Source organism: Burkholderia sp. 22313 (genome assembly GCF_052045245.1).
Classification (GTDB): domain Bacteria; phylum Pseudomonadota; class Gammaproteobacteria; order Burkholderiales; family Burkholderiaceae; genus Burkholderia.
Genome location: NZ_JBQEON010000005.1, coordinates 6,815 through 29,824, shown reverse-complemented (window position 1 = coordinate 29,824; position 23,010 = coordinate 6,815). Strand labels below are relative to the sequence as shown.

The 23,010-nt window shown below is 68.8% G+C and carries 16 protein-coding genes and 1 pseudogene; 3 read left to right on the top strand and 14 right to left on the bottom strand.

Annotation, left to right across the window (positions count from 1 at the left end; translation table 11 throughout):
• Nucleotides 1–137: 137 nt before the first annotated feature.
• From ACTJKF_RS06135 to ACTJKF_RS06070, 14 genes and pseudogenes are all read right to left on the bottom strand, one after another.
• Entirely contained in the window at nucleotides 138–2,165 is a 2,028-nt protein-coding gene (locus tag ACTJKF_RS06135) for a TonB-dependent receptor (protein ID WP_440622664.1), read from the bottom strand.
• Between the two features lie 408 nt (nucleotides 2,166–2,573).
• Entirely contained in the window at nucleotides 2,574–4,031 is a 1,458-nt protein-coding gene (locus ACTJKF_RS06130; RefSeq protein WP_440622663.1) for a sialidase family protein, read from the bottom strand.
• A 470-nt stretch (nucleotides 4,032–4,501) separates the two neighbouring features.
• Nucleotides 4,502–4,933: a MarR family winged helix-turn-helix transcriptional regulator gene (locus ACTJKF_RS06125; RefSeq protein ID WP_440622662.1), complete on the bottom strand. Its 432-nt coding sequence runs from the start codon at nucleotides 4,931–4,933 to the stop codon at nucleotides 4,502–4,504.
• Complete coding sequence (locus ACTJKF_RS06120) at nucleotides 4,930–5,847, bottom strand: alpha/beta hydrolase family protein (protein WP_440622661.1); 918 nt, start codon at nucleotides 5,845–5,847, stop codon at nucleotides 4,930–4,932. The genes ACTJKF_RS06125 and ACTJKF_RS06120 overlap by 4 nt, the downstream gene beginning before the upstream one ends.
• Nucleotides 5,848–6,046: 199 nt before the next feature.
• Nucleotides 6,047–6,977: pseudogene (locus ACTJKF_RS06115) on the bottom strand (ABC transporter substrate-binding protein).
• 34 nt (nucleotides 6,978–7,011) lie between these two features.
• Nucleotides 7,012–8,799 carry an amino acid ABC transporter permease/ATP-binding protein gene (locus ACTJKF_RS06110; RefSeq protein ID WP_440622660.1) on the bottom strand — a complete coding sequence of 596 codons (1,788 nt, stop codon included), beginning with the start codon at nucleotides 8,797–8,799 and terminating at the stop codon, nucleotides 7,012–7,014.
• A 68-nt stretch (nucleotides 8,800–8,867) separates the two neighbouring features.
• Nucleotides 8,868–10,226 (bottom strand): LLM class flavin-dependent oxidoreductase, encoded by a 1,359-nt coding sequence (locus ACTJKF_RS06105; protein WP_440622659.1) that lies wholly within the window; start codon nucleotides 10,224–10,226, stop codon nucleotides 8,868–8,870.
• Between the two features lie 10 nt (nucleotides 10,227–10,236).
• Nucleotides 10,237–11,286 (bottom strand): LLM class flavin-dependent oxidoreductase, encoded by a 1,050-nt coding sequence (locus tag ACTJKF_RS06100; RefSeq protein WP_440622658.1) that lies wholly within the window; start codon nucleotides 11,284–11,286, stop codon nucleotides 10,237–10,239.
• 40 nt (nucleotides 11,287–11,326) lie between these two features.
• Nucleotides 11,327–12,268 carry an ABC transporter substrate-binding protein gene (locus ACTJKF_RS06095; RefSeq protein ID WP_440622657.1) on the bottom strand — a complete coding sequence of 314 codons (942 nt, stop codon included), beginning with the start codon at nucleotides 12,266–12,268 and terminating at the stop codon, nucleotides 11,327–11,329.
• 66 nt (nucleotides 12,269–12,334) lie between these two features.
• Nucleotides 12,335–12,895: a GNAT family N-acetyltransferase gene (locus tag ACTJKF_RS06090; protein WP_440622656.1), complete on the bottom strand. Its 561-nt coding sequence runs from the start codon at nucleotides 12,893–12,895 to the stop codon at nucleotides 12,335–12,337.
• A gap of 315 nt (nucleotides 12,896–13,210) precedes the next feature.
• Nucleotides 13,211–14,131, bottom strand: coding sequence for a recombination-associated protein RdgC (locus tag ACTJKF_RS06085; RefSeq protein ID WP_440622655.1), 921 nt, complete (start codon nucleotides 14,129–14,131; stop codon nucleotides 13,211–13,213).
• Nucleotides 14,132–14,212: 81 nt separating this feature from the next.
• The gene (locus tag ACTJKF_RS06080) at nucleotides 14,213–15,250 is read right to left on the bottom strand and encodes a succinylglutamate desuccinylase/aspartoacylase family protein (RefSeq protein WP_440622654.1); all 1,038 of its coding nucleotides are present in this window, start codon (nucleotides 15,248–15,250) and stop codon (nucleotides 14,213–14,215) included.
• Between the two features lie 247 nt (nucleotides 15,251–15,497).
• Complete coding sequence (locus ACTJKF_RS06075; RefSeq protein ID WP_440622653.1) at nucleotides 15,498–15,773, bottom strand: hypothetical protein; 276 nt, start codon at nucleotides 15,771–15,773, stop codon at nucleotides 15,498–15,500.
• Nucleotides 15,774–16,090: 317 nt separating this feature from the next.
• On the bottom strand, nucleotides 16,091–17,641 hold the full coding sequence (locus ACTJKF_RS06070) for a diguanylate cyclase domain-containing protein (protein WP_440622651.1): 1,551 nt from the start codon (nucleotides 17,639–17,641) through the stop codon (nucleotides 16,091–16,093).
• A gap of 501 nt (nucleotides 17,642–18,142) precedes the next feature.
• Here ACTJKF_RS06070 and ACTJKF_RS06065 point away from each other — a divergent pair.
• The 3 genes from ACTJKF_RS06065 to ACTJKF_RS06055 are packed head-to-tail and all read left to right on the top strand — an operon-like array spanning nucleotide 18,143 to nucleotide 22,988.
• Nucleotides 18,143–21,019 (top strand): xanthine dehydrogenase family protein molybdopterin-binding subunit, encoded by a 2,877-nt coding sequence (locus ACTJKF_RS06065; RefSeq protein ID WP_440622650.1) that lies wholly within the window; start codon nucleotides 18,143–18,145, stop codon nucleotides 21,017–21,019.
• Nucleotides 21,016–21,729: a (2Fe-2S)-binding protein gene (locus ACTJKF_RS06060; protein ID WP_440622649.1), complete on the top strand. Its 714-nt coding sequence runs from the start codon at nucleotides 21,016–21,018 to the stop codon at nucleotides 21,727–21,729. The genes ACTJKF_RS06065 and ACTJKF_RS06060 overlap by 4 nt, the downstream gene beginning before the upstream one ends.
• Nucleotides 21,726–22,988, top strand: a complete 1,263-nt coding sequence (locus ACTJKF_RS06055; protein WP_440622648.1) for a c-type cytochrome — start codon at nucleotides 21,726–21,728, stop codon at nucleotides 22,986–22,988. The genes ACTJKF_RS06060 and ACTJKF_RS06055 overlap by 4 nt, the downstream gene beginning before the upstream one ends.
• Nucleotides 22,989–23,010 lie beyond the last annotated feature (22 nt).

Genomic DNA, 23,010 nt, shown 5'->3' with positions numbered 1-23,010 from the left:
TGAATAACGGTGCGTATAGGCGAAAAATAGGGGGGCAATGGCCGCCGCCGACAATAAAACGCCGGCAAACGAAAACCGGCGCCGGTTATTGGCGGCGCCGGACAGGCCCGCGGCACGCGCCGCGGGCGGCGAAATGATCAGAACGTCGTGCGCAGGCCGGCCATCACGCTGCGGCCGCCTTCCGGCGCGAAGCCGCGTACGACGGAGGTCGCGTAGCGGATCTCCTGGTTGGTCAGGTTGTTGCCGCGCAGGTACGCGAGCCAGTGCGTCGCCCCGACGCGGAAGGTGTAAGTCAGCATCACGCCGAGCGACGTATAGCCGTCGGTGGAGGAGTCGTTGTCGGGCACGCGGTGCTGCGACCACGCGTGCGTGACCTGGGCGCGCGCGCCGAACGGGCCATAGCCGTAGTCGGCCGCGAGCGTCGCGCGCAGCGGCGCGATGCGCGGCAGCGGCTGGCCGGTGTCGACGTTGCGCGCGTGCGTGTAGTCGGCGGTCAGTTCCAGGTCGACCGTATGACCGCGCCGCGCGAAGGCGCGCCACTTGCCGTCGAGTTCGACGCCGTAGAACTCGGCGCGCACGCCGCGATAGATCGCTTCGTCGAGCGCGTCGGTGCCCGGTGCAACCGGCTCGCCGTCGTCGTTCACGACACGGCCCGTGTTGTACTCGGCCAGGTAGTTCGAGAAGCGGTTGTAGAACACGCCGACGCTGCCGCGGTTCGGGCCGCTCGCATAGCGCAGCGACAGGTCGGTCGACACCGCCTTCTCCTTCGATGCGTTCGGGTTGCCGATCAGGAACTGACCGGTCGCATCGTGCGGGCCGTTCGAGTACAGCTCGTAGAAGGTCGGCGCGCGTTCGGTGTACGCGACGTTCGCCGCGACCGACCACACGGGTGTCAACGAGAACAAGGCGCCGGCCGATACGCTGCCGGCATTGAAGTCGCGCGGCGTCGCGCCCGCGAACTTCTCGACGCCGGCCGGATCGGGATCGACCTTCACGTGCTCGAAGCGCCCGCCGAGGCTCAGCTTCAGCGCCGGGTCGACCTGCCATTCCTCGAGGCCGAACAGCGCGACGCTGTTCGTGCGCGTGGACGGCACCAGCATTTCGTCGCCGAGCGCCGAGAACGTGTTCTGGCCGAACTGCACGCCGATCGCGCCTTCGAACGGGCCGATCCGGCGGTGCCGCGCCTCGATGCGCGCCTCGTAGCCGCGGTTGCGGAAGGTGGTCGCGGTCTCGCCGTTGTCGACTTCCTTGTGGCGATAGTCGGTGTATGCGAAGTCGAATTTCAGCTTCGTGAACGGACCGCTCAGGTTACGGATCTCGGACGCGAGCGCAAGGCGCTCCTGGCGCATCCGCAGGCGCACGTCGTCCTCGGCGACGGAGCCGTAGTTCGACTCGTAGCCGCTGTACGACAGGCCCGCGAACCCGTCCGCCCACGTGTACGACGCACCGACGGCGCCGCCGTGCACGCGGCCGTCGCTGTTCGGTACGTTGCCTTGCGGTTGCGGCGTATCGGCATCGTCGAGCGCGCGTTGCGCGCTGCTGCGCGCATAGCCGGGAATCCGCAGCTTGCCGGCCTCGCGGTCGAACGCATCGACGTGGAACGCGAAGCGGCCGTTGCCGCCTTCGACCTGCGCGGCGCCCGCGCGCACCGCGTTCGCGCCGCCGTAGCGTGCGTCGAGCGCGCCCGTCACGCCTTCGATCGCTTCGCGCGGAATCCGGTTGTCGATCGTGTTGACGACGCCGCCGACCGCGTTGCCGCCGTACAGCAGCGCGGCCGGCCCGCGCACGATCTCGACGCGCTCGATCGACAGCGGGTCCTGTGGCACCGCGTGGTCGTACGACAGCGACGACGCATCGTAGGCGGCCACGCCGTTCTGCAACAGCCGGATCCGGTCGCCGTCCATCCCGCGGATGATCGGACGGCCCACCATCGGCCCGTAGGTGGTGGTCGACACGCCGGGCAGGCCGTTGAGCGTCTCGCCGAGCGAATCGGCCTGGCGACGTGTCAGCGCGTCGCCGGACAACCGGGCGGTCGGTGCGATCAACTCGGCATCGCCGAGCGGGTTCGCGGTCACGAAGATCGGCGCGAGCGGCGTGGTCAGGGCAGGTGTCGACGGGGCAGGCGTATCGGCGGCCTGCGCGTGTGCGACGGCGGCGAACAGCATCAGCGAAACGGGCGAGAGCGGGCGAAGCGGTAGACGAGGGAGGTCGCGCATGGTCGATGAATCGGTTGGAATCGGATCGGAAACGAGACAGTCGGGGCACGTTTGGATACGATATATTGTTGCATCCCTGACGCGCAGTGACCCGTTGGAACGTGACTCGGCGTGGCCCCGGCCACCCGGATGGAACGGTTTCAGGGGGACGAGGTCGCGAGATGATATGTTATATCATTTCAAAATCCAAGCCGGATCGAAGCCGGTTGCAGGATGTCTGTCGGGCGATCGAAATGGGGGCGGGGCGGAAAGCGGGTGCCGCGACGCGCGGGCGGCGGGCTGGCGGCGGGCTGGCGGCGGGTTGGCGGCCACCGCCGCGACGCATGGCGCCGCGGCGGTGCGACATTCACACGCGCATCACGGCGCGAAGAACACGTCGGTGCGGTTCGTCAGGTTGCCGGCGTTGGTCTGGACGAACAGCGAATGGAACGACGACGATGGCAGCACGTCGAGCCCCTGGTAGTCGCCGATGAAGAAACCTTCCGCGTTCGGCGCGAGTTTCATGTCGAACGGGCCGCCGACGCGCCGCTCGTCGGCGAACGTGGTGCCGCCGTCATGCGAGATCTTGCGCCAGAACCCGGTCGGCAACGTCGTCGTGTTGCCGGCCTGCAGATCGCGGAAGTCGTAGTAGGTGACCATCACCGCGCCGGTATTGTCGACGCGCACCGACGGGTTGAATGCGGGGCGCCCGGTCGGCGTGTTCAGTTGCAGCGGCGCGCTCCAGCTCGCGCCACCGTCCTTCGACGTCGACAGCGCGATCTCGTCGTAGCTGCCGCCGTTGAAGCGGCTGTCCTGCCAGACGACGTAGAGCTGCCCCGAGGCCGGATCGATCGCGGGCTCCGGAATGATGTCGCCGGTGCGTACCGGTTCGCCGGTGTTCGGATCGGTCACGCCGACCGTCTGCAGCCCGGCGATCACCTGCGGCTTCGTCCAGGTCGCGCCGTCGTCGGTCGACTTGATGAACGCGACCTTGCCGGCCGCCTTGCTGAACGGCGGCTGGATCAGGTCGAAGAAGTCGTAGAGCGTGCCCGTCTTCGGATCGACGACGATCTGGTTGCCGATCGTCTGCTCGCGCGACGGCACGTCGACGATCACCTTCGCGGCGCTCCACGTCTTGCCGCCGTCGACCGTCTTCGAGAACAACGTCGGCCCGCGGTACGCCTGCGTGTGCAGGTTCGCGTACGGGTTGCCGTTCGGCAGCTCGAGGCGGTCCCACACCGCATAGGCGGTGCCGGCCTTCACCGGGTTGGCCGTCACCGATTCCTTGTCGTTGAAGAACTGCGTCGTCGGCTCGTCGTTCGCGATCAGCACGGCCGGGCTGCTCCACGTCTGGCCGCCGTCGGCCGACACCGACGCCGCCACCGCGTTGCTGTTGTTCGACTGGTTGAACGAGATCGATACCGAATACGCGGTGCCGTCCGGCCCGAACGACACCCACGGATCGGACGCGCGCTCGTACTTGAGACCGCCGGGCGCGCAGGCGCTGAACGGCTGCGGCGTGCGCGCCCAGGTTGCGCCGCCGTCGAACGTGTAGCCGGCGACGAGCCCGTGGGCGCCGCCGTTCGACCAGCGGTCCTGCTGCCACACGGCGATCATGTTGGTCGGATTCGCCGGGTTGACCGAGAGCCACGGTTCGACCTCGGCGTTCACGTAGTTCGTGCCCGGGCCGCCGATGGTGCACGCGGCGAACGGGCTGGGGCCGGAGACGGCCAACGGATCGGCATGGGCCGCGGCGGCGGCCGTCGCCATCGCCATGGCGGCGGACAGGCGGGTGAGACGGGTGGCAAGCGAGTGGGACACGATCGTGCGTCGCATGGACTGCTCCTCGTTGACGTGCGGCGGCGATGGCGGGGCACGGCGACGCCACGCGAACCGGCGCGCGGCAACGGATGCCGTGCAACGCGCCGGTCGTGTCGTTCAGGAAGCCGCTTCGGTCATCGCAATCCGCGTGCGCTGGATACCGCCAGCACTTCGGTCAAGACTCCTGTTCGTTTTCATTGCTTGTGGGGCCGGTCCGGGAAGGCGGACCCGACGGGAAGCCCGTTCCGTGCATACGATGAATGCATCGAAGTGGATTGCAATGTAGGCGATTCGTATGCGCTGCGGGAGGCAATTTTTTGTAACAGGGCGTAGCCGGAAAACGATGCCGGAACGGTGCGTCCGGATTGCAAAATTTGCCGCCGGAAAAAGTTCGGAAACCGAATCGAACGTGCGAATCGAAAGCGCGAATCGGAATCGCTATCGATACGCGGCATCGCGCGGACGCAGCGTGCCGCCGGCGCCGTTCAGCGCTCGCCCGGAAACCGGTCCTGCAACGCGCGCAGCCAGCGCGCGACGACGTCGAGTTCCGCGTCGGAAAACCCGTCGCACAGCTTGCCGTTCAGTTCGCGCAGCAGCACGCGCGCACGCTTGAGCGCCGCGTGACCTGCGTCGGTCAGGTACAGGCGCGTCGCGCGCCCGTCGTCCGAATCGGCGTGACGCGTGAGCAGGCCGGCCTTCGCCATCCGGTCGGCGAGCCCCGTCATCGCGGACGGCGCGAGTTGCAATGCCGCGCCGACTTCGCCGATCAGCGCGCCGTCCTGCTTCGCGAGGCAGAACAGCACGCCGGCCTGGGCGGCACTGGCGCGCGCATCGGTGTCGGGCGTGCGGTCGATCCAGCGCTGCACGCGCCGCTGGCCGATGTTCAACAGGAAAAACAGTCGTCGGTCTTCGCTCAAGCTCGGTTCCCGGCTGCAATGGAAAGGGACGGGCGATCCGCATCGCGTGGCGTGTCGATCGCCTGCGCGAGCCAGTCGGCGACGCCGGGCCACAGCACGGTGCCGGGCCGGCTGCGGAAAAAGCCCATGTGCCCGACCGGCCCGCTGCCGGCGGCGTGCGGATCGATCTGGCGGCGTTCGACCGCCGCCCGGGTCAGGTAGCTTACCAGCAGGTCGATCGCGGGCGGGTTCGCCCACGGATCGTCGTCGAAGCCGAGCGCGAGGATCGGCAATTGCTGCTTCGAGAAGCGTTCGGCCGCGCCGAGCGTCGGATCGTCGAAGAAGTAGCGCGGCAGCGTGGTCCAGCGGCTCCATTCGCGGAATACGCCGGCGGGAAGATCCTCGCCGAGCCCGAGCCGCTTGCCTGGCACGTAGCCAAGCAGCGCGGATGCGAGCGGGCCCAGCACGCGCAGGATCAACCGTACCTTCAGCCGCTCCGCCGCGCGGGCAATCAGCCGCGTGCTGCCCGCGTGCGCGGCGACCATCACGGCCGCGCGCAGGTGCGCGGTGCCGGCCGACAATCCGATCGCGTGGCCGCCGACGCTGTGGCCGACGGCCAGCAGCGGCAGCCCGTCGTACGCATCGCGCGCCCACGCGATCGCGGCGCCGACGTCGAGCTCGACCCAGTCGCGCATGCGTGCGTGCAGCGCGCGCAGCCGCGCGGGCCGCGATGCGCCGATGCCGCGATAGTTGTAGGTCAGCGCCGCGAAGCCGCGCTCGGTCAGGAAGCGCGCGAAGCCCGCATACAGCCGCTCCGGCACGGCGGTGGCCGGATGGATCAAGACCAGCGCGCGTGGCGCCGCCTCCGGCGACCACAGCGTGCCGCGCAGCGTATAGCCGTCCGCGGCGGAAAACTCGATGGGTTCCGACCTCATGATCGTCCTCGCTCCGGATCGTTATTTCGTGTGCGAAATATAGTCCGGGAGGTATTTCGTGTGCGAAATATCTATCGAGGATTCATTCGAACGGCCGGCGGTGACCCGGTGGCGTTCGATACATCGGTTCGCCCCGGCATGTCCGTCGCGGAATGCCGGGACGATGGCATTGGGTGCGCGGGCGAATCGGCGCTTCCCGTCAAAACGACGGCAGCCCCGGTGGATTCGTCTCCGCGCGCGACCGCTTCGCTCTGCAACCCCCAGCGTGCCAGCGCCTGCCCGTAGCGGCCGTTGCCGATCAGCGCGTTCGTCGCGAGCGTGAGCGCCGGCGCGAGCCCGCTGCCGCGACGCGTCGCGATCGCGACGTCCGCATTCGCCGGCCAGCCCGCATTGACGACACCGACCCGGCGGATCTTGCCATCGCGTGCGGCCTCGTAGGCGAGCGCCGCGTTCGGATTCAGCTCGGCATCGGCACGGCCCGACAGCAGCGCGATACGCGACGCCGCATCGTCGTCGAAATAGAGCAGGTCGGTCGCCTTCAGCCCTTGCGCGACATTGCGACGGCTCCATTCGAGCAGGATGCGCTCCTGGCTCGTCCCCGCACCGGTGATGATGCGCAGGCCCGCGATGTCCTTCGGCTCGGCGATCTTCGCGATCGGGCTCGCGGTGCGCACATAGAAGCCGTGCAGCCCGAGCCGGTAGGTCGTGAAGTCGTATTTCTCCTTGCGCTTCTCGGTCACGCCGACGTTCGAGATCACCGCGTCGTACTTGCCCGACGTGAGCCCGAGCGGCCAGTCGGCCCATGCGATCGGCAGCAGCACCAGCGTGCGGCCCAATGCGTCGGCGACGAGCTGCGCATAGTCCGGATCGGCGCCGACCACGGTGCGCGCATCGGTCGCGTAGGTCGACACGGGCGGCGCGTGCGGCGAGATCGCGACCGTGAACGCACCATCGCGCACCCAGCGATACTGGCTTGCCGCGCGAATCGCCGCATCGTCGCGCGCCGCGCGGATGCGGCCGGCCTGGCGCGGATCGAGGTCCGCCGTCGCGGCGGCGGCCTCGGCTGCCTGCCACCGCAGGCCGGCGGCGCCCGCGAGTGCGGCGGTGATGAACTGGCGTCGGTCGATCATCGGCGCTCGCCTCGCAGGTGGGGCACGGCGCGCATCACAGCACCCGCGCCAGGAACGCGCGCGTGCGCGGATGGGCCGGCGCGTCGAGCACGACGGCCGGCGGCCCCGACTCGACGACACGGCCGCGCTCCATGAACAGCACGTTGTCCGCGACTTCGCGCGCGAAGCCGATCTCGTGCGTGACGATCACGAGCGTGGTGCCCGAGCGCGCGAGCTCCTTGATCACGTCGAGCACTTCATTGACGAGCTCGGGATCGAGCGCCGACGTCGGCTCGTCGAACAGCAGCACCTTCGGACGCAATGCGAGCGCCCGGGCGATCGCGACGCGCTGCTGCTGGCCGCCGGACAGCTGGCGCGGGTACGCATCGGCTTTATCGGCGAGGCCCACGCGCGCGAGCAGCGCCCGCGCGACGCGCTCGGCGGCATCGCGCGTGACGCCGCCGACGGCGACCGGCGCTTCGATCAGGTTCTCGAGCACCGTCAGGTGCGGGAACAGGTTGAAGTTCTGGAACACCATGCCGACCGCGGTGCGCCGCTTCAGCACGTCGCGCTCGTTCAGTTCGTGCAGCACGTCGCCGTCGCGCCGATAGCCGATCAGCTCGCCGTCGATGTCGATGAAGCCGTCGTCGACGCGTTCCAGATGGTTGATCGTGCGCAGCAGCGTCGACTTGCCGGAACCGGACGGCCCGACGATCACTGTCACGCTGCCGCGCGGCGCGACGAACGACACGTTGTCGAGCACGCGCTGCATGCCGAACTGCTTCGATACGTTGTGCACCGCGACTTCACCGCCGGCGCGCGGCACCGGCGCGGCTGCCGTGTCGCCGCGAGCCGTTGCGGCGGCCGTCGCGTTGCGAGCGGCCGCCGTGCGTCGCCGCAGCGCACCGATGCGTGCCAGCACGAACGTCAGCGCCGACGGCGGCGGGTTGCGCAGCGCACCGCGCGCATAGTGGCGCTCGACCTGCACCTGGATCGCGGACAGCACGGTCAGGATGATCAGATACCAGACGGTCGCGACCATCAGCAGCGGAATCACTTCGAGATTGCGGCGATAGATCACCTGCACCGTGTAGAACAGCTCGGGCATCGCGAGCACGTACACCATCGACGTGCCTTTCGCGAGCGTGATCAGGTCGTTGAATGCGGTCGGCAGGATCGCGCGCATCGCCTGCGGCAGCACGATCCGCGTGGTCTGGCGGCCGCGCGGCAGGCCGAGCGCGGCGGCCGCTTCGAGCTGCCCCTGGTCGACCGCGAGAATGCCGCCGCGAATCACTTCCGCGGAAAACGCCGCGTGGTTCAGCGTGAGGCCGAGCACGGCCGCGAGGAACGGGCTGATCAGGTCGGTGGTCGGCGTGTCGAACCACACGATGTCGGTGAACGGCACCCCGAGCCGCACGTGTTCGTACAGATAGCCGAGGTTGTTGAGAATCAGCAGCAGCACGATCAGCGGAATCGACCGGAACAGCCACACGAAGGCCCACGCGCTCGCGGCGAGCACGCGCGAGCGCGACAGCCGCGCCAGCGCGACGAACGCGCCGAGTGCGAAGCCGAATACCGCGCCGAGCAGCGTCAGCACCAGCGTGCGCGCGAGCCCGGACAGCACCGGCGGCGACAGGAACCATTCGGCGAACACCGGCCAGCCCCATTGCGGGTTGCCGACGATCGAATGGAGCGCGAGCGCGATCAGCACGAGGGCGAGCACGGTGCCGGCCGTGCGCAGCCGGTGCCGGGCCGGCACGATCCGCAGGTGCGTGCCGGCGTCGCGGATGCGGGAAGAAGAGTGCGGCGGCAGCGCGCCGCCGAGATGGGTCGTGTCGCTCATGTCGGTGTAGGTCCTCGATCGGGTCGGTCGGGCGCGCCGCGCGCGGGCGGCGCGGCGGCACGGTGGCGTTATGCGTGCGCTTCGGCCGCGTCGTCCTGTTTCCGCACCGCGCCGGGCGCCGCATGGCGGCTCGCCTTGCGCGGCAGGCCGAGGTGGTCGCGCAGTGTGCTGCCCGGCAGGTCGCGGCTGTAGCGGCCGCGCGCCTCGAGTACCGGGATCACGAGGTCGACGAAGTCGTCGACGCCCTGCGCCTGAACCGGGAAGCCGAGGATGAAGCCGTCGCCGGCCCCGGCGTCGTGCCAGCGGATCAGTTCGTCGGCAACGTGCTCGGCCGTGCCGATGAAGTTCGGGCGCGGCGTCGCGACGGCCAGCGCCGTCTCGCGCAGGGTGAGGTGCTTGCGTTGCGCGTCGGCCTTGATCCGGTCGGTGGTCGAGCGGAAGCTGTTGCGGCCGAGCTCGCCGAGTTCCGGGAACGGCGCGTCGAGCGCGTACTGCGTGAAATCGTGGTGATCGAAATAGCGGCCGAGATACGCGAGCGCCTCGTCGATCGTCAGCAGGTCGCGGATCGCCTGGTACTTGTCTTCGGCCTCGGCGGCCGTGCGGCCGACGATCGGCCCGACGCCGGGGAAGATCTTCACGTCGCCTCGCTGCCGCCCGTGCTCGACCGCGCTTTGCTTCACGCGCTGCGTGAACGCCGCCGTTTCGTCGAGCGACGGCGAATGCGTGAACACGGCATCCGCATACTTGCCCGCGAGCCCGATGCCCGTGTCGGACGCGCCGGCCTGGAAGATCACCGGCTGCCCCTGCGGCGAGCGCTGGATGTTCAGCGGGCCGGCGACATTGAAGAAGCGGCCGCGATGATCGAGCGTGTGGAGCTTGTCGCGGTCGAAGAAACGGCCGCTCGTGCGATCGCGCACGAATGCGTCGTCGTCCCAGCTGTCCCACAGCCCCTGCACGACGTCGAGATATTCGTCGGCGATCGCGTAGCGCAGTTCGTGCTCGGGATGCGCCTTGCCGAAATTCTTCGCGGTGCCTTCGAGCGGCGTCGTCACGACGTTCCAGCCCGCGCGCCCGCCGCTGATCGCATCGAGCGACGCGAGCTGGCGCGCGACCGTGAACGGCTCGCTATACGACGTCGAGATCGTGCCCGCGAGGCCGATCTTGTTCGTCGCGACCGCGAGCGCCGACAGCACGGTCAGCGGCTCGAAGCGGTTCAGGAAGTGCGGGATCGACTTCTCGTTGATGTAGAGGCCGTCCGCGACGAACGCGAACGCGATGCCGGCGGCTTCCGCCTTGCGCGCGATGCCGATCGCGAAGTCGAGGTTGATGCTTGCGTCCGGCGGGTTGCTCGGGTGCCGCCACGCGTTCATGTGGCTGCCTGCGCCTTGCAGCATCAGGCCGAAAGGGATCGATCGTCGGGTCGTCATGATGGGAGCGTCACGCGTTCTGGTCAGGGGAAAGGGAGCGGTCGGCCGCGAGGGCCGCCTGCAACGGCGTGGTCGACAGCGCGCCGCCGAGCCATTCGACCGACGCGAGCCGCGCCGCGTAGTCGGACACCGGCGAATCGATCACGAACGCGTCGACGTCGAGCTGACGGCTCAGCGCGTCGAGCGCACGATGCACGCGCTCAGGCGTATCGGCCAGCACCGTCGGGCGCAGCTCGTCGATCCGGTAGTCGGACGCGCCGCTTTGCCGCGCGAATTCCGCAGCCGCCTGCGCGCTGCCGAGATTGAAGCTCTGGCCGCCAGCCAACTGCAGCTTGAAGATCTTCAGCGGCCCGATCAGTTGCTCGGCCTCGTCGCGCGTCGACGCGGCGACCGCGTACAGCGCGACGAGCGCTCGCGTGCCGCCTGCGTCGCGATAGGCCGCGAGCGAGCGTTCGAGGTTCGCGTCGTCGCCGTTGAAGTGCCCCGCGTAGCAGAAGCGCCAGCCGTGGCGCGCCGCGAGCGCGCCGCTAGCGGGCGAGCCGCCGAGCAGGATGCGTTCGGGCAGGTGCGGCGGCACCGGCAGCGCGACCGCGCCGGCGAGCGGATGATCCTCGGCGACGCCCCAGCCGAGGAACGCGTCGAGCTCCGCGAGCTGGCCCGCGAAGTCGGGCTTCTTCGCCTTGTCGTGAAACCACTGCAGCGCGCGGGTGGTCAGCGGCAGCCCGCCGGGTGCCTTGCCGATGCCGAGATCGACGCGGCCCGGCCCGAGCGCGGCCAGCAGCTTGAACGACTCGGCGACCTTGAACGGGCTGTAGTGCTGCAGCATCACGCCGCCCGAGCCGACGCGGATGCGCGACGTGTGCGCGAGCAGATGCGCGACGACGATCTCGGGCGCGGAACTCGCGAAGCCCGGCGCGCCGTGATGCTCGGCGACCCAGAAGCGCGCGTAGCCGAGCTGTTCCGCGCGCTGCGCGAGCGTCGTCGTGAAGCGCAGCGCGTCGGCGGCGCTCGCGCCGTCGGCGATCGGGCTCTTGTCCAGCAATGAAAGCGAATAAGACATGGTGATCGGCGTTCCTGCGAAGGCGTGGACGGGGCGGCGCTCAGCTCTTCGGCAAGCCCGGCGGATTCGTGCGCGACTGGTCGATCGCTTCGGACGCGAGGTTCCAGCGATCGAGGATCTGCTGATAGCGCCCGTTCCTGATCAGCCCGTTCAGCGCGATCGTCAGCGGTTCGGCGAGCCCGCTGCCGCGGCGCGTCGCGATCGCGATGTCGGCCGTGCGCGGCCAGCCGCCGCTGATCGCGCCGACGAGCCGCGTCTTGCCTTGCTGCGCGCTCTGGTACGCGAGCACCGAGTTCACGCTGAACACCGCATCCGCGCGACCCGACTGCACGGCGACGATCCGCATCGCCTGGTCGTCGTAGTACTGGATCTGCACGGGCTTCAGGCCGTGCGCGACGTTCTCGCGGTCCCACGCGAGCAGGATCTTTTCCTGGTTGGTGCCGGCATCGGTCACGATGCGCAGCCCCGCGACGTCCTTCGGCTCGCGGATCGACTGGATCTTGCTGTCGTTGCGCACGTAGAAGCCGACCTGGTCCTTGCGGTAGGTCGAGAAATCGAGCTTCTGCTTGCGCTCCTCGGTGACGGTGACGTTCGAGATCACCGCGTCGACTTTCCCGGATTCAAGCGCGAGCGGCCAGTCGGCCCACGCGAGCGGGACGATCTTCAGCTTGCGGCCGAGGCTGTCGGACACGAGCTGGCCGACGTCCGCGTCGAAGCCGATCACCGTGCGCGCGTCGGTCGCATACGTGCTGATCGGCGGCAGGCTCGGCGCGACGCCGATCGTCAGCGTGCCCGCTTCGGCGAACCTGAACGACGCGGGCACCGCGCGCTCGACGGCCGCATCGGCCGTGCCACGCGGACGGCCGCGCTGCTCGGGGCTCAGGTCGAAGGTCGCGGCGGCCGCGGCGAGCGCGGTCAGGCCGATCAGGGCGGCGGCCAGCGTGCGGATGGCGCGGGGCGCGAAGGGGGCGGCTCGTTGCATGGATGCGTCCTGTTGTCGTGCTGTCGGAGAGTCGTCGGGAACGAAGGTCGGATGAGGCGGGCGGGTTCAGCGCGGCAGGGCCGCTTCGGGCAGCGGCGCCCACAGGTCGGCGAGCGTCGACGTGCGCGACGGATCGGCGAGATCCTTGCCGAAGCGCAGGTGGAAATACGCTTCGGGGTCGATCGACGCGTCGAACAGCCGCGTATAGCCGGTACGGTCGTACAGCGCCCATGCTTCGGGCTGGCGGAAGCCGGTGGTCAGGTACACGCGCCGGTAGCCCTGCCGCGCGGCGCGCAGCTCGAGGGCGTCGACGATCACGCGGGCGAGCCCCTGGCGGCGCAGGTCCGCGCGGGTCCAGATGCGTTTGAGTTCGGCGGTCTGCGCGTCGTAGCGCTTGAACGCGCCGCCGCCGATCGTCGCGCCGTCGCGCAGCAGCAGCACGAACGCGCCTTCGGGCGGCGCGAACAGCTCGGCCGGGTAGCGCGCGAGTTCGTCGCGCGCGGACGCGCGGCTGTCGGGACGATACGCGTCGTAACGCGTCGCGTATTCGTCGATCAGCGCGTCGATCAGCGGCTGGGCGCGGACGTCGAGCGGCGTCGTGTCGATCAGGCGGTCGTTCGTGGCCATGGGCATCGCGAAGGGCGCGCGATGCGGATGGTCCTGGCGGGTGCGGGGCACTCGGCCCGTCCGGCCTGTTCCGTTATCGCGACGCGGTTGTCGTGATGACGGCGGCCGCGGGGCTTGCTGCGCTGCATCCGGCGTGCCGCCGCCGTTTTGAACACGTTAGCGGCGCGGCCGGGAAAGGCGAACGAAGCAATTTCGATAAGGATTTCGTGGGGGATGTCAGAAGGGTTGCAGGGGGAGGGGCGGTGGCGAACGGGCGTGGTGGGGAGCCGCGCCCGTGCCCCGCCGTCGCGGGGCGATGATCGACGACGATAGCGTTCAGGCTGCTGCCTGATGCATCGCGCCGTGCTGTTCGCCACCCAGGATATCGACAAGCTGGGTCAGCATCCGGCTCAATTCCCCCGTCATCAACGTGACGTCCGAATCGAAGCGTTCGTCGTCATTTTGCGCGGTGGGATCCGCCGCTTCCTTGATCACGTCGAGCGGCGCGACACGCTTGATCGTGAGCGACGGGGTCAGCACGAACGAGATCCGGTCATCCCAGGTCATCGCGAGGCGCATGCATTGTTTGCCGGCTTCGATGTGCCGGCGCATGTCGTTCGCTTCCAGCGCGTGGCCGACATATCGCACCGTGGCACCGCCTTCGCCGCTGGAGCGCAACTCGGCGTCCTGGTCCACCGTGAAGCCGCCCGGCGCGTCGCCGGACAGCAGCCAGTCCGTCATCGCGGCCACCGGCGAGCGGGCCACCTGAAGGCCCGCGAGCGGCAACGCGTCGATCGATTTGACGAGGAGGCTGCGAACGTCGTCGGCAAGCGCCTGTGCCGCCGCATCGATGACGAGCCAGCCGTTCGCCGTATCGATCCACACGCGGGTATCGCGGCGAATGCTGAACGCGCGCGGCAGCAGTTCGTCGATCACCTGCTCCTTGAGTTCGCGCAGTTGCTTTCGGCCGACCTTGAAACCCTGCTGCTCTTCGACTTCAAGTGCACGCGCCTTGGTGACCTGATTGACGACCGACGCCGGCAGCAGCTTCTTTTCGGTACGAAACAGCAGCAGCATCTGCCGGTTGATCGAATACACGAGCGCGCCGTCGTCACGCGGCGACGCCCATCCGGCGCGCTGCATTTCGACGCTGCTGCCCGGCTGGAACGCATGAGGCGCCAGCCATTGTTCCATCTGGTCAGGCGTGACGGCCCAGGGTGCCGGAAGACGATGAAGCTGAAGGTTCTTGAACCACATGGGAGTACGGGCAAAGCGCATCATTCTATATGACGGCGACGATTCCACGTTCTGCGTGCAGTGCGGAATCCGTCGGGTGCGTCATTCGATGACCCGCGCCGGCGTCGACGCCTCCGCCAGCTGAAACAGGCAATCCCCACGCCGCACCTGCGCGGGCACGCGCTTGCACACCACTTCACCATCCCCCTTGAACCGGTGCAGCACCGGCTCACGCAGCGGCGTATCGGGAAAGTGCACCCACGCGGCCGGCTGTCCGGCCTTCACCTGGTCGCCGAGTTCGACGAGCGGTTCATACAGCCCGCGTTCGTACGCGTAGACAAAGTGACGATCGCCGTCCACACGCAGGAACCGCGTAACGGTCGGCGGCGCATCGGGCACGAGCGCGCCGTGCAGCAAACCGATATACCCGAGGTAATGCAGCAGCCCGTGACGCCCCAGCCGGATCAGCGACGGATCGGCCATCCCCGCACCGCCGAGTTCGGTCACGATCGAGATCGCGCCTTGCCGGCGCGCGGCCGAGGCCGAATGCACCGGATTCGGCGCATGCAGCAGCGCATTCGGCAGCCCGAATGCAACGAGCAGCCCGTTGAGCTTCGCCGCTTCTTCATCGTCGAGCGGGTCGATCGCGAGCATGTTGCCGCCCTGGTACAGCAGCGAACTGCCGCCCGAATGCAGATCGACCAGATACTGCGCGCGCGACAGCAGCGCATGCTCGATGTAATGCGCGATCATCTGCGTCGGCGTGCCGGTCGGGTCGCCAGGGAAGCTGCGGTTCAGGTTGCCGTCGTCGAGCGGCGACACGCGCAGGCCCGCATCGGCCGCGGGGAAATTCGCCATCGGCAGCAGGATCAGTTGTCCGCTCACCATGTCCGGATCGATCTCGCGCATCAGCTGCGACACGATGATCTGGCCTTCGTATTCGTCGCCATGGTTGCCGGCCATCACGAGCGCGACCGGGCCGTCGCCGTTGCGGATCGACGCGATCGGGATCGGCAGCCAGCCGTATGCGGAGCGATGCACGGAATGCGGCAGCCGCAGGTAGCCCGCATGCTTGCCTTGCGCATCGAGATCGATTTCGCAGTGAATGGGATTTCGGTGTGACGAGGAGGAGGCGGTCATGGCGGCTTCGTTCGAAGAACGGGAATCTGCCATCTTATCGGGAAACGACCGCCGCGCGGCGCACCCGGCACCGGCGAACCCGAACGCCGTCAACGGTCCGGTACGCGAACGCACGGCAGATGCAACCGGAGCAGCCACGCGCGATGTTGCAGCGCTGAAACACCTGCCGGCGTGCGAATCGGGCGCCGGCGCACGCCGCGTTTCGCGCCAGCCCCTTGTGGCGACGGGGCCGGCGCGCGTGATCGCGTCAGCGGCCCGACGTTTCAGCCTCGATACGGCCTTCTTCCCACAGCGCCCAGAAACGGCTGCCCGCGCGATACGGATTCGCGCGACGGGCCGCGTGATCGGTGACGCCCTGGCGGAACGCACCGTACAGCGTCAGCGGCGGGTTGTCGACGCACGCGGCTTCACGGGCGGCGGGCGTGCGGCGCTCGGAAACGAGCCGCCGGATCAGCGAGGCGCCGTCGATCACGTCGAGTTGATCGATCGCTTCTGCGTGGCTGATGACTTCGACGGTATTCATGTTTGGCTCCCGGACTTGCTGTTTCCCAGTCAAGGAGCAATAAGAGTGCCAGCCATGAAATACCGCGCGCCGCCGCGATCGTGCGGGCTTCTGCGGCGAACGTGACGCGCGGCGCGGGCCGATGTTACGGAACACGTCACGTGACACGGGCCGGTGCCGCGACACACACGCCCATGCGCGCACGCGCGGAGCGCGCGAAGGGTTGCGGAATTGAATCGCTGGAAGCGCAGGGGAATGGGTGGAATGCGGGGCAATCGACGGACCCGCTGCAACCGGCCGCGGCACCGCGCGCGGCGCGGCTTCGTCGTGCGCAGCGATCAGCTCGCGGCCACGGGCGCCACGCGATTGCTTCCCGCCGAATAGAAGCGATAGATCCCCTTGCCGGCCGACTTCGCGTCATACAGCGCGCTGTCGGCCTGCCGGATCAGTTCGTCGGGCGAGCCGTGCCCGTCGTCGAGCGCGATGCCGATGCTGATGCCGATGCTGACGGTCTCGTCGATCGACAGCGTGTACGGCGCCGAGATCTGCCGGATGATCCGCGCGGCAAGCAGCGAGCACGCGTGCGTCGTGGTGGCGTCGAGTGCGACGATGAATTCGTCGCCGCCGATCCGCGCGGCCAGCTCGCCGGGCGGCAGCGTCTTGCCGAGCCGCAATGCCACCTGCGCCAGCACTTCGTCGCCGGCCTGGTGGCCGAACCGGTCGTTGATCGCCTTGAAGCCGTCGAGGTCGAGATACATGACGGCAAGCGTGGGGTTCGGCAGGCGCGGCCGGTGCGCGAGCATCCGCTTGAGTTCCGCATGCAGTTCGCGGCGGTTCGGCAAGCCGGTCAGCGCGTCGTGCCGCGCCAGATGCCGGATGTGCTGCTCGGCACGGCGGCGCGTGGTGACGTCCTCCACGATGATCACCGCATTGCCGTCCGGCACGCGATGGCGCGTGAGTTCGAGCTGGCGGCCATCGGCAAGCGCGATGTCAAACGGGATGGGTTCGTCGCGGGTCAGCCAGACCGCGCACTGCGCGGCGAGGCCGGCATTGCCGGGATCGGCGACGGCGTTCGTGCCGAGCGCCGCGACGACGTCGGGCAGCGGCGTATCCAGCATGATCTCGCGCGGCGAGCCGAACAGTTGCGCGGTGCGCCGGTTCGCGACGATCACGCGGCTCTCGCCGTCGATCATGCACAGGCCGTGCGGCATGTAGGTGAGGGCGGCGTCGAAGCGTGCGACGAGCTCGGCGTTGCGCTGGCGCGCGGCGATCAGCGCGACCAGCACGCGGTAATGGCGCTGCACGACCGTGCGCATCGCCGCCAGATAGATCGCGAGCGGCGGCACCAGCAGCCATGCGCCGGGCCGGTCGACCAGCAGCGCGCCGACGCCGATCGGCACGACGCCGAGCGCGACTTGCGTCATCGCCAGCCGCGGCAGCGCCGAATTGCGCGACGCGATCCCGCCGAACACGCCACCCGCGACCATCACCGACAGCGTGCCGAGTTCGACGTCGGACGCCTGCACGCACCCCATCACGCCGAGACCGAGCACGAAGCAGGCGGCGAGCGAAACGGGCGCATAATGCAGCGCCCAGTACTCGGCGCGATCGTCGCCGGCGGCGCGGTGCACCGCGTACGCGCGGGCGATCGCGAGCCGTGCCCCGAGCAGGCCGACGTCGACGACGAGCCACACGAAACACCAGAGTTGATGCAGACGGATCAGCGCGATCGCCGCGACGAACGCGCTGGCGAGGCCGGACAACGCCATCGGGCGCACGTCCTCGAACAGCGTGACGAGCATCGATGGACGCAGTGCGGCCGTCACGCGGTGATTGCCGCAAGGGGGAGTGGCGAGAACGGAGTTCAGGAGGCGCGTCCTGACTGCCATGGCTGTTTTACCCCGACACGATGTCGACTCCTGGCCGGTGGCTCCGCACGGCAGAGGGCGGAGTGAGCGGCGAGCCGGATGCGCATGACATTACCATGAAACATTGGCGCCGCGTGGCGTCCGCAAGCCTGCGCGCGTAGTCGTAAACCACGGCGGCGCGCGCCTTGCGGATTCGCCGTCGCGAAGGCAGGATCGTTGCCCGAGGGACGATCTCGGGCAACGGCCCGCGGACCGATTGTGGCGTGCGTCGCACGAGGTTTGCCGACGGCGCGCGATCGGCCGCCGGCGATCGATACGGCCACCGCGATACCGCCGAACCGCGCACGGATGCCTGCTGCGACCGGGCGCCGCAGCCCGTCTGAATCCCATTATAAGAAATCCAATAAGTATTTCATGCGAGAAATACTATAGGCGATATATCAAAAACAATGCCAGAATGCGCGCCGCTCCGAACGCGCGACACCCGAGCGCCGTCCGAGCCGCATCAGGAGGTTCCCCCACATGAAAAACCACGGCCTGTCACGGCGGGGTTTTCTGAAAGCCAGCGTGCTGGCGGGCGTCGCGGTCTACGTCGCGCCCATCGGCAGCCGCGCGTTCGCGGCGCTCTTCGAAGAAAAACTCCTCACCCCGGTCAAATGGGATAGCGTCACCGGCATCCCCCAGTTCCGCATCGACGGCATCGCGAAGGTCACGGGCTCGAAAGTGTTCGCCCGCGACGTGCGCGCGGCCGACATGCCGCACTGGCCGCAGCAGCAATCGCATGCGCTGATCCTGCGCGTCGCGCAGGCCGACCGCACGTACGAAGGCTTCGACCTGTCGCTGCTCGGCGACGAACTGAAGCCGGACCGCGTGGTCACGGCCGACGATCTCGCGCGCGACGGCGTCGCGTTCCCGACGTTCTACGGCGACGACATGCTGTTGCCTGCCGGCAAGACGCCCGCGTATCTTGGCCATGCGGTCGCGATCCTGATCTATCACGACTTCGCGCGCTTTCGCTTCGCGAAGAACGCGCTCAAGTTCCGCGACGACGTGATCCGCTACGGCGCGGTCACGGGCCCGCTCGAGCGCGATCCGTGGGGCACGTTCCGCTACGTGCGGGTGGGCGGCAAGACGGCCTATGACGACGATGTCTATTCGAGCCTGAAGGACGCGCCGATCTTTCCAAGCATGATGCGCAAGCACCTGCCGGTCTGGCCGGACGGCAAGGAGCACGGCAAGCTCGACGAGCAAGGCATGTTCCTGGCCGGCCAGATCGCGGCCGAACTCGATCGTCCGTCGGCCGACTGGCTCGTGTTCGACCGCGAGTACAACACGCAGTCGGTCGATACCGCCGCGCTCGAACCCGACAACGCGAACTGCTGGTACGACACCGCGACGCAGTCGATGCACCTCGTCGTGCCGACGCAGTCGCCGCTGGAAGTGGCGGAGCACGCGGCCGAGATGGTCGCGAAGTGCCGCATTCCGGTGAAGAAGCTGTTCGTGCACCCGTGCTACACGGTCGGCTACGGTTCCAAGGATCACTTCAACGTGCCGTTCTACGGGCTCGTCTGCGCGCTGTACGCGGATGGCCGTCCGGTGCGGTTCGCGAACGACCGCTACGAGCAGTTCCAGACGTCGCTGAAGCGTCACGCGTTCAGGATGCGTTACCGGATCGCCGTCGATCGCAACACCGGCCTGCTGCAGTCGTTCAAGGGTGACTTCGAGGCGAACGGCGGCGGCCGCTCGAACTTCTCGCCGTCGGTGGCGATGGTCGGCGCGACGGCCGCGCAATCGATCTATTACTTCCCGAAGAGCGACCTCGCATCGGTCGCGATCGCGTCGCGCGCGATCGACGCCGGCTCCGCACGCGGCTACGGCACGCTGCAGAGCATGGCCGCGACCGAGATGGCGGTCGACGAGATCGCCGCCCAGCTGAACATCGACCCGATCGATTTCCGCCTGCGCAACGCATTGCGTTCGGGGATGAAGAACACGCAGGGCGCGATTCCCGCCGGCGCGCTGCGCGTCGACGAAGTGCTGGAGCGCGCGAAGCAGCATCCGCTGTGGACGCGTCGCGCGGCACGCAAGGCCGAATTCGAGGCGGCGAACCCGGGCAAGCGCTACGGCGTCGGCTTCGCGTGCGTGCAGAAGGACTTCGGCACGGGTGCCGAGGCCTCGTTCGCGAAGGTCGAGTTCGACGAGAACGGCAAGGTGTCGCTGCAACACACGGCGGCCGAGATCGGCACCGGGATGTCGACGTCGCAGGCCGTCGCGGTCGCGAAGTGGCTCGGCCGTCCGGCGACCGAGGTGCGCGTCGCCGTGACCGAATGGCCGGACCTGCCGGTCGAGACGAGCGGCGATCCGTACCTGATGTCGCAGGCCGACCAGGATCGGCTGAGCGCGAATCCGCGCTGGTCGCCGAGCTATGCATCACCGTCGAGCGCGACGAATTCCGCGTACTACTTCACGCACAGCACGCGCGAAGCCGCACGTGCCGTGTTCCGCTACGGTCTGTGGCCGGCCGCGATGTCGATCTGGACGCGCGGCCTCGGCGGCGGCCAGGCCGCGCCGTACACGATCCGCTTCGAGGACGCGCGCTGGGTCGACGGCAAGCTGACCGCCGACGGCCTCGAGCCGCTGACGTTCGAACAGCTCGCGAAGCAGGCGCATGCGCTTGGCCTGCCGACCGGCGCGGTCGTGCACGTGTTCAACCGCTGGCAATGGACCGACGCCGAGTTCGACGTGGGCGGCGCGGTCGATCGTTTGCCGATCGACGGGCTGTCGCTGCGCGTCGGCGCGCCGAAGACGGGCGACGCCGGCCCGATCCCCGGCACCGCCGCGCCGGCCGGCGCGACCGCGATGCGCGGCACGCTGGCACCGACCGCGAACGGCTATCGCGTGCTGGACCGCAAGCGCGTATTCATCCCGCCGACGAGCCGCAACAACGCGGCCGTCACGTACTACACGGCGGTCGGCACGCTCGTCGAGCTGGCCGTGCACGAAGCGACCGGCAAGGTCGAGCTGCTCACGCATCACTCGATCATGGAATGCGGCAACCAGATCTCGCCGCAGCTCGTGTCGGGCCAGCTGCAGGGCGGTCTCGCGATGGGCATCGGCCACGCGCTGCACGAGTATCTGCCGCTTTACGAAGACGGCCCGGGCAACGGCACGTGGAACTTCAACCGTTATCAGCTGCCGCGCGCGACCGATGTCGCCGTGTGGTCGCAGACGGGCGACATCCTGCCGCCGCTGTCCGAGACCGATCCGCCGAAGGGTGTCGCCGAAGTGGTGATGATCCCCGTCGTCGGCGCGATCGTGAACGGCATCGCGCACGCGATCGGCCATCGTTTCACCGATTTGCCGGTGACCCCGCAAAAGATTCAGGAGGTGCTCGCATGACGACCGCCCAAACCGCCGCACCGGCCGCGAGCGCCAGCGCGGTTGCGACCGGCGCGTCCGCGCCGAACGCGGCTTCGGCCGCCCCGGCATCCGCACCCGCTGTGCCCGCTGCATCCGCCGTACCCGCTGCCGCACCGGCCGCCGTCGAGCGTCCGCTCGTGCGCTTTCGGCAGAAGCCGCTGTCGGTGAACATCAACGGCAAGTCCGTCGGCCCGATGCAGGTGCCCGAAGGGCTGATGATGATCGAGTTCCTGCACGAGTACGCGGGCCTCACCGGTTCGCGGCTCGGCTGCGGGCAGGGCATCTGCCACGCGTGCGTCGTGATCGTCGACCAGCCGGACGGCACGAGCGAGGAAATGCGCACCTGCATCACCGGCGCGCACTTCTTCCACGGCCGCTCGATTCGTACGATCGAAGGCCATGCGAAGCGCAACGAAGCCGGCGAAGTGGTCGAGCTGTCGCCGGTCCAGCAGAAGTTCCTCGAGCACTTCAGCTTCCAGTGCGGCTACTGCACGCCGGGCTTCGTCAACGCGGCGACGGTGCTGATCGAGCGCCTGAAGCGCGAGCCGATCGCGAAGGCCGACGTCGAGCGCACGATCACCGATGCGCTGAATGCGCACCTCTGCCGCTGCACGGGTTACGTCCGCTACTACGAAGCCGTGAAGGACGTGATTTTGACGACGCCGGGACTCGTGAAGGACGCCGCATGAAACGCACATTCGCCCATCGTGCCGCGCGGGCCGCAGGCCTGCCCGCACTCGCGGCCGCCTGCGCGCTGTTGCTCGCCGCCTGCGGCGGCCATGACGCGCCGGTGTCGAGCGCGGCTTCGGGCGCGCCCGGTGCCGACCAGGTCGCGCGGGGCCGCTATCTCGTCAAGGCCGCGGACTGCGCGGCGTGCCACACGGCCAAGGACGGCGCGCCGTTCGCCGGCGGCGCACCGCTCGAATCGCCGTTCGGCACGTTCTACGGCTCGAACATCACGCCCGACAAGGATCGCGGGATCGGCAACTGGAGCGCGGACGACTTCTACGCGGCGCTGCACGACGGCAAGGCGCCGGGCAAGCGCCTGTATCCGTCGATGCCGTATACGTCGTACCGCCAGCTCACGCGTGCCGATACCGACGCGATGTACGCGTACCTGAAGACGGTGAAGCCGGTCGCGCAGGCAAATCGCGCGCACGAACTCAAGTTCCCGTACAACCTGCGCTTCGGCATGGTGTTCTGGGACATGGCGTTCCTGAAGGACAGCCTGCCCGATGCGTCGAGCGGCCAGTCCGCCGACTGGCAGCGCGGCCGCTATCTGGCGGGCGCGCTCGGTCACTGCGCGGAATGTCACACGCCGCGCGCGTTCACCGGCCAGCTCGACGGCGCGAAGCCGTTCGCGGGCGCCGCGCTCGGCCGCGTGGCCGCGCCGGACATCACGCCGGCCGGCCTCGCCGCGCGCGGCTGGACGGGCACCGACCTGCAGACGTTCTTCGGCGTCGGCATCGCGCCGCAAGGCTCGGCGTTCGGCGAAATGTATCCGGTCGTGCACCTGAGCACGCAGTACCTGGCGAAGGACGACCTGCGCGCGCTGTCCGTGTATCTGCTCGGCGATACGCCGCCGGCGCCGCAGCCCGTGAAGCCGGTGTCGGCCGATGCCGCGCAGCTCGCGGCCGGCCGTTCGGTGTATCTCGCGGTGTGCGCGGGTTGCCACGGCTTCAGCGGCGAAGGCAAGCCGCACGTGGCGGTGCCGATGAACGGCAATTCGACGCTGCGTCAGGGCGACGCGCGCAACCTGCTGGTCGCGATGCTCGATGGCGTCGACGAGCAGAAGTTCGCGGGCCTCGAAAACCTGCAGCCGATGCCGGGTTTCGCGCACACGCTGAGCGACGACGAACTCGCGCAGCTCGCGAACTACCTGCGTGCGACGTGGGGCGGCCAGCCCGCGAGCGTCACGCCGGCCGACGTGAAGGCCATGCGCCGGTAAAGCGTGGGGCGAAGCAGGGCGT